Origin of the sequence: Methylobacterium sp. E-041, from assembly GCF_022829665.1 — a bacterium.
Classification (GTDB): Bacteria; Pseudomonadota; Alphaproteobacteria; order Rhizobiales; family Beijerinckiaceae; genus Methylobacterium.
This window is the reverse complement of record NZ_JAKSYQ010000141.1, coordinates 1-7,059: the sequence shown is the minus strand read 5'-3', so window position 1 is coordinate 7,059 and position 7,059 is coordinate 1. Positions and strand designations below refer to the sequence as shown.

General features: G+C 73.7%; 6 protein-coding genes. 2 read left to right on the top strand and 4 right to left on the bottom strand.

Annotated elements, in window-relative coordinates; genetic code table 11:
* Positions 1-316 precede the first annotated feature (316 nt).
* The 4 genes from MKK70_RS13155 to MKK70_RS13140 all read right to left on the bottom strand — a co-directional run bounded on the left by MKK70_RS13155 (position 317) and on the right by MKK70_RS13140 (position 4,298).
* Complete coding sequence (locus tag MKK70_RS13155; protein WP_243948255.1) at positions 317-778, bottom strand: NfeD family protein; 462 nt, start codon at positions 776-778, stop codon at positions 317-319.
* Positions 775-1,758: an SPFH domain-containing protein gene (locus tag MKK70_RS13150; protein WP_243948253.1), complete on the bottom strand. Its 984-nt coding sequence runs from the start codon at positions 1,756-1,758 to the stop codon at positions 775-777. Before MKK70_RS13150 ends, MKK70_RS13155 begins: the two co-directional genes overlap by 4 nt.
* A 259-nt stretch (positions 1,759-2,017) precedes the next feature.
* Positions 2,018-3,373 (bottom strand): nuclease, encoded by a 1,356-nt coding sequence (locus tag MKK70_RS13145; protein ID WP_243948251.1) that lies wholly within the window; start codon positions 3,371-3,373, stop codon positions 2,018-2,020.
* A gap of 10 nt (positions 3,374-3,383) precedes the next feature.
* Complete coding sequence (locus tag MKK70_RS13140; protein ID WP_243948249.1) at positions 3,384-4,298, bottom strand: hypothetical protein; 915 nt, start codon at positions 4,296-4,298, stop codon at positions 3,384-3,386.
* Positions 4,299-4,898: 600 nt separating this feature from the next.
* On the opposite strand from MKK70_RS13140, the gene MKK70_RS13135 reads away from it, so the two are divergent.
* Positions 4,899-5,843, top strand: coding sequence for a lipid kinase (locus tag MKK70_RS13135; protein WP_243932823.1), 945 nt, complete (start codon positions 4,899-4,901; stop codon positions 5,841-5,843).
* Positions 5,844-5,869: 26 nt separating this feature from the next.
* Positions 5,870-6,592: a TerC family protein gene (locus MKK70_RS13130; RefSeq protein ID WP_147728287.1), complete on the top strand. Its 723-nt coding sequence runs from the start codon at positions 5,870-5,872 to the stop codon at positions 6,590-6,592.
* Positions 6,593-7,059: the final 467 nt, after the last annotated feature.

Here is a 7,059-nt window from a genome sequence, read left to right as displayed (position 1 = left end):
AACTTCGGCGAGCCGGCCGGCCCGCGCGACGTCGGCACCTACGAGGCCGAGCATTCCGGCCTGTTCCAGCCGATCGCCAAGATGTTCACCCAGGTGCGCGAGATCTCGGGGATGATCCAGCACGAGGTCGGCGCGTTCGGGTGAGGGGGCGCCACCCCCGTCATTCCGGGGCGCCGCAGGCGAGCCCGGAATCCGGAGCCGCCGAGGGTGCGGACTGAAGATCGACCTGCGGCACTGGATCCCGGGCTCCGCTGCGCGGCCCCGGGATGGCGGGGCGGAGCGGCGAACGATGCGGCCAGCCCGAGCCGCAGCCGCCTCACGCCCCCGTCACCACCAGCACCGTCCCGTCGATGCCCGTCACCCGCACCCGCGCGCCGGCGGGGAGGTCCGGGCCGGTGACGCGCCACAGGGTGTCGTCGAAGCGGATGCGGCCGGCGCCGTCCTGGATCGGCTCGGCGAGCAGGCCTTCGCGACCGACGAGGCCGCGGTCGGCGCGGTTGAGGGTCGGGACGTGGTCGCGGCCGAGGCGGCGGGCGATGAGCACCGCGGCGACGGCGAGCCCGGAAAACAGCAGCAGCTGCGCCTGCCACGGCAGGGGCACGAGCGCCGCGACGAGGCCGGTGGCGAGCCCAGCGAGCCCGAGCCAGATCAGGAAGATGCCGGGCGCCACCAGCTCGAGCCCGGCCAGCGCCAGGCCGGCGAGGATCCAGGCCCAGGCCGGACCCAGATCCGCGAAGGCGTTCGCCAAGATTTGAGACCAGGCGCCGGAGAAGCTCACGTCCGCGGCATCCCGACGCTGGGCGGCGCACCGGAGCGTGGGCGCGCGGGCGCCGCGCCCTCCCCGAACACCGACTTCGTGATCTCGGCGATGCCGCCCAGCGTCCCGGCGAGCGCCGCCGCCTCGATCGGCACCACGACGACCCGCTGGTTCGGGGCGGTGGCGATGGCGCGCACCGCCTCGACGTACTTCTCGGCCACCAAGAAGTTCGCCGCGGCGATGTCGCCCGCGGCGATCGCGGCGCTGATCATGCCGGTGGCCTTCGCCTCGGCCTCGGCCGAGCGCTCGCGGGCCTCGGCGTCGCGGAAGGCGGCCTCCTTGCGGCCTTCCGCCTCCAGGATCGCCGACTGCTTGCGCCCCTCGGCGCGCAGGATGTCGGCCTGGCGGTGGCCTTCCGCCTCCAGCACCGAGGCGCGCTTCTCGCGCTCGGCCTTCATCTGCCGGGCCATGGCGCCGGCCAGGTCCGCTGGCGGCACGATGTCCTTGATCTCGATGCGGGTCATCTTCACCCCCCAGGGCGAGGCGGCGGCGTCCATCACCCTGAGCAGCCGCTCGTTGATCTCGTCCCGGTGCGAGAGCAGCTGGTCGAGGTCCATCGAGCCGACCACGGTGCGGATGTTGGTCATCGTCAGGGTGCGCGTCGCCACGTCGAGGTTGGAGATCTCGTAGGAAGCGCGGGCGGCGTCGAGCACCTGGTAGAACACCACCGCGTCGATGGTGACGCCGGCATTGTCGCGGGTGAAGGCCTCCTGGCTCGGCACCTCGATCACCTGCTCCATCACGTTGACGCGGCGCCCGATGCGCTCGACGAACGGGGTGATCAGCCCGAGCCCGGATTCGAGGGTGCGGGCGTAGCGGCCGAAGCGCTCGACGGTGAAGACGTAGCCCTGCGGCACGATGTTGATGCCGGCCGCCAGCGTGACGACCACGAGGATCGCCGCCACGACCGCGAAGGTGCTCAGGCCGATCGAGAGACTCATCGCCATCCCCGCAAGGCGCCGACGCGGCGCGCCGGCATCCTAGCGCAGCCGGGGGCGACGGCGCGAACGGGCGCCGCTCGTCCTCGCAGGGGCGGCGCCTCTCCACATCGCCCGGCTGGCGCGGGTCCGGGCGACGCGTCCGTCCCGTGCGGCTTGGAGCGTATTTTGCGCGATCACCGGATCGCGGAAAAACGCTCTCGCGCCTCGTGGGATGGCGTTGCCTTCACCCGAGCCGGCGTCCACCTCGCGCGACGCTGCTCTAGCGCTTCCACACCCCGATGCGCTCGGTGCGGGCGTGGTCCTCGGCGGCGACGAGCTCGGGGGAGGCCTCGGGCGAGGCGCGGCCGCCTCCGTTGAACAGGACCACCTCGGAGAGGTCGCGGCCCTCGACGGTGCAGGAGACGTTCTCGCTGCCCGGCACCGGCGTGCAGGTGATCGGCCGGCCGGCGAGGTACTTGGTGAGCTCGTCCGCCTGCCCGCCGCGCACCCACTCGACGCCGAACAGGTGCATCAGCTTGCCGGCGACGCGCACGGTCGCGGTGTCGATGACCTCGGCCTTGCCGCTGATCGCGTTGGCGGCGGGCGGCGCCGGCGGCTCGGGCAGGCCGACCGTGTCGGCGGTCTCGGGCGGCGGCGTCACCGGATCGGGCGCGGGCGCGGCCGGCGCGGGTTTCTCGGCGCCGGCCCGCGTCGCCCGCTGGGCCGGGCTTTCGTTCTCGGGCGCACGGTTGCCGACGACGAGGCCGGCCGCCAGCACCGCGAGCAGGGCCGCCGCGGTGCCGCCGGCCAGCCAGCGCCGGTGCTGGCGCACGGATTCGCCCTCGCCCTGCCAGTCGCGCAGGCGCGCGGCGACGCGGCCGACCCCGTCCCGGGCCGAAGCCCCGACCCGGGCCGAAGCCTCGACCCGCGACGCCTGCTCGCGCCAAGCGGGATCGCGGGATGCCTGATCGGGGGATGCCGGATCGCGCGAGGCCGGCTGGGGGGCCGCGCCGGCCGTCGTCTCGGCGGCTCTGTTCGCCGCCGCCGCGTGCCGCGCGGCGAGCCAGGCGGCCATCCCCGCCCGGACGCCGGAGACGCGGTCGGCGGCGGATTCGGCGAGCGCCCGGCCCTGCTCGGTCGAGCGCTCGGCCAGCGCCCGGGCGCGCTCGGAGCCGGTCTCGACGAGGCGGGCGGTGGCGGCGCGCATCTCGGCGGCGCCGGCCAGAAGCGAGGCGTCCTTGGCGTCCTTGGCCGCCTCGGGCTCGGGCTCGGCCGGCACGGTCGCCGGCGGGCGGAACAGCGCCGGGTGCCGGGCCTGGATCTCGTCGACGAGCTCGGCGAGCGTCAGCGGCGCGTCCGACCCGGCATGACGGCGCGGGCGGCCGTGGCGGTCGACCACACGATGGCCCGGCGGCGCTTCGGACGGCTCGACCGCGGCCTCGGCGAGGAGCTGCAGCGTGCGCAGGGCCACCGGCTTCGGGTTGCGGCGCGCGATCTCGGCCTCGACCGCGCCGCGCAGGGCCGCGCGCCCGGGGCCGGCGAGCGCCGGGCGCGCCGTCGCGGCCTCGGCTTCCGCATCCGGGGGCGTCGTGGCCGATGTTCCGGTGGCCGGTGGTTTCGTGGCCGAGGCTGTCATGGCGTGTCGTCTAGCCGTTGGCGCCGGCTCCGGGAAGCGCGCCGACCGTGGCGCCGCGGCGCAGCACCCGGCTCGATTCGGAGACGATCACCGGCCGGCCGCCGGCGAAGCTCACCTCGAGCACCAGCTCGGCGACCCCTTGCGAGCGCGCGCCGCGGGCCGGGTTGCCGGCCCGGAAGTCGACGAGGGTGCGCACGACGCAGCTCTGCAGCGCCGCATTGCAGGCGGTGCGGGTGTCGTGCGGCTCGTAGCGCCGCTCGGGCCAGCGCTGCGCGAAGCGGCGCTTCTCGGCGAGCAGGGCCGCGAACGTCGTCATCCGCCCGTGGAAGCGCATGCGCTCGCCGTAGAAGCGCGACGCGCCCGAGACCATGGCGCCGTTCGATCCGGAGAAGGAGGCGAGGTAATCCTCGGCCAGGCCCTGGGCCTGCCCGGCCCAGTCGGCGAAGCGCGGGTCGGCCGCCGCCTCGCGTGCGCCGGAGGGAATCCGCGGCGCGACGGTCAGCGCGTCGGCGGCCGGCGTGTCCGAGAGCCGCCGCGCCGAGCGACGGCGCAGGCGCGGCCGCTCGGCGCGCCGGCTCGGCCCCCCCATGGCGGCCCCGTCGCGCTCGGTCTCCGCGAAGGCGGGCGCCGGGCTCGCCGCGTTCCCGGCGGGCTGCGCCGTCTCGCGATCCGGCTTCGCATTCCGATCGGTGCCGGCCGCGGTCTCGGAGGCCGGCCGCGTCGACTCCCGTGCTGGGGGCTGTTGCGCTTGCGACTGCGATTGCGGCTGCGGCTCGGCCTTGGGCGCCGGCGTGCCGGGCGCGACTTTCGCCGGCGGATCGACCCAGGCCGGAGGCGTCTGCGCCTGCGCTGCGCCGGCGGCGAGGATCAGGCCGAGCGCGAGCGTGGAACGCCGGGCGCCGAAGCGCGGGAGATCAGAGCACATGGGATCACCGGATGGTGGCCGAACGTCGAACGGGGCGTTTTAGAACGGCCGAGGTTAACGCAAGCGGGTGGGCGGCTGGTTCCGTCGGACCGGCACGCCGTCGCGGATCGACCGCCTTCGGCATCGACGGGTCGCGCGAATCGCGTCCGGTGCCGGCGGACGCCCGCGATTGCGCCGGCCGATCGGGAGCGCAAGACCGCGCCAAGACCACGCGAAGACCGCGCGAAGCACGCGCGTGCGCCCTCCCCGACGGGCGCGCAGTCCGCCCGGTGGACCCGGTCGCTCGAGGCACCCGGCCGGGCCGGGCCGAAGGCTTCGGTCCTGATCGATGCGAGCGGAAGACCGTCCAAGCCGCGGAAACCGCCGCCCCGGCCCATGGGAAGCGCGCGATTGCGCGGGCGCCGGGGTTGAGATCGATCGACCGGTACGCCACCTAGGCCGTATTCCGGGTCCGGGCCCCTCTGGCGGTCGAGGCGTCGACCGCGATGTCGGATCTCTGCCACGCCGTCGCCCCCGCGCCCCCGCGGGTGGGACGAACGCGCCGAAGGGCTGCCGCTTGTCCGATTCGCAAACTCGATCCGGGATGCCGGAGGTTTTCCGATGAGCGCGGGCGTTCCTCCCCATGACGGTGCAGCGGGCCGCCGCAGGGCGCTGCTGCTGTGCAACCCGAAGGCCCGCAACGGCGGCGGCGCGATCGACGCCGTGCGCGACGCGCTGCGCGCGGGCGGGCTCGACCTGGTCGAGCCGGAGCCCGAGCGCGATGGTTGCGCGGTGATCCGGCGGCACGCGCAGGATGTCGACCTCGTGATCCTCGGCGGCGGCGACGGCACCATGAACGCGGCGGCACCCGCCCTGGTCGAGACCGGGCTGCCGTTGGGCATCCTGCCGCTCGGCACCGCCAACGACCTCGCCCGCTCCCTCGGCCTGCCGCTCGACCCGGTGGCGGCCGCGGAGCTGATCACCACGGCGGCGGCGCAGCCGGTCGATCTCGGCTGGGTCAACGGGCACTACTTCTTCAACGTGGCGAGCATCGGCTTCTCGGCGGATCTGGCCGGCGGGCTCACCGCGGAATCGAAGAAGAAATGGGGCACGGTCGGCTACGCCATCGCCGCCTTCCGGGTGCTGCGCCGGGTGCGGCCCTTCACGGTGACGATCGAGCACGACGGAAAGCGCGAGCGCGTCACCACGATCCAGGCCTCGGTCGGCAACGGGCGCCACTACGGCGGCGGCATGACGGTGGAGGAGACCGCCACCGTCGACGACGGCAAGCTCGACTTCTACTCGCTCGAGGTGAAGCACTGGTGGCGGCTGCTCGCGCTGCTGCCGGCGCTCCGCCGCGGCACCCATGGCAGGGCCGAGGACGTGCGCGCCTTCCAGACCACCGAGGTGGTGCTGAGCACGCGCAAGCCGCGGGCCGTCAACACCGACGGCGAGCTCACCACCCACACCCCGGCGCATTTCAAGGTCTTCCCGAAGATCCTGAGGATCTACGCGCCGGATGCCGCCCGCCGGCCGGGCACCGCGAACCGGCTCTCGCCGCGCTGAGGCGCGCGCTTCGAGGGAGGGGCCCGATGGACCATCTCGTTCAGCTCGCCGCCGACCCGACGGTGTGGGCCGCGCTCGCGACCCTCGTGGTGATGGAGGTGGTGCTCGGGATCGACAACCTGATCTTCATCTCGATCCTGACGAACAAGCTGCCGCCCGAGCACCAGGCGCAGGCGCGCCGCATCGGCATCGGGCTCGCCCTGGTGCTGCGGCTCGGGCTGCTCGGCACGGTCGCCTTCATCGTGCAGCTGACGAGCCCGGTCTTCCAGGTCGCCGGCCACGCCTTCTCCTGGCGCGACCTGATCCTGCTCGCCGGCGGCCTGTTCCTGCTGTGGAAGGCCACCAGCGAGATCCATCACAGCGTCGACCCGCCGCCGGAGAAGGCGACGGGCGCCGCGTCGCTCGGCTTCGCCGCGGCGATCGGCCAGATCCTGCTGCTCGACCTCGTCTTCTCGATCGACTCGATCATCACCGCGGTGGGCATGACCGAGCACGTGCCGGTGATGATGATCGCCGTGATCGTGGCGGTGATCGTGATGCTGGTGGCCGCCGAGCCGCTCTCGGCCTTCATCGCCCGGAACCCGACCGTGGTGATGCTGGCGCTCGGCTTCCTGATCATGATCGGCATGACGCTGATCGCCGAAGGCTTCGGGGCGCACGTGCCGAAGGGCTACATCTACACCGCGATGGCGTTCTCGGCCGGCGTCGAGGGGCTGAACATGCTGGTGCGGCGGCGGCGACGAACCTGAGCGGCGGAGCGGTTTCTCCCTCCCCCCTTAAGCGGGGGAGGGTGGCGCGCGGAGCGGTACGGAAGAGGCGAGCGCCCTATCCGGGGAGGTTTCTCTTCTCTCCCGAGGCTCGATTACGCGAGGCTCACCCTCCCCCGCTTAAAGGGGGAGTGAATATGTGCGGTGCGCATGCTGACGGCCACGATGCACCCCTCCGGCACCTGGAACAAGAGCCGGAAAGCGAACCCCACGATACTGGCTTCCGGGCATTTATCATGCGCCAGCAACATCGTCACCACGTCCTCAACGGGGGGAGGAACAGCCGGGCGTAGCCGAGAGTCCAGACAGAAAAGTAGCCTCTCGGCATGGGGCGCTCGCCTCTTGCATATCGCCCCCCCCCCCACCCTCCCCCGCTTAAGGGGGGAGGGAGAAACCGCTCCGCCGCTCAGGTTCGTCGCCGCCGCCGCACCAGCATGTTCAGCCCCTCG

Excerpts from the sequence above, each read along its gene's own strand:
- MKK70_RS13150 (WP_243948253.1), bottom strand. The coding sequence starts at position 1,758 with ATGAGTCTCTCGATCGGCCTGAGCACCTTCGCGGTCGTGGCGGCGATC.
- MKK70_RS13145 (WP_243948251.1), bottom strand. The coding sequence starts at position 3,373 with ATGACAGCCTCGGCCACGAAACCACCGGCCACCGGAACATCGGCCACG.
- MKK70_RS13140 (WP_243948249.1), bottom strand. The coding sequence starts at position 4,298 with ATGTGCTCTGATCTCCCGCGCTTCGGCGCCCGGCGTTCCACGCTCGCG.
- MKK70_RS13135 (WP_243932823.1), top strand. The coding sequence starts at position 4,899 with ATGAGCGCGGGCGTTCCTCCCCATGACGGTGCAGCGGGCCGCCGCAGG.
- MKK70_RS13130 (WP_147728287.1), top strand. The coding sequence starts at position 5,870 with ATGGACCATCTCGTTCAGCTCGCCGCCGACCCGACGGTGTGGGCCGCG.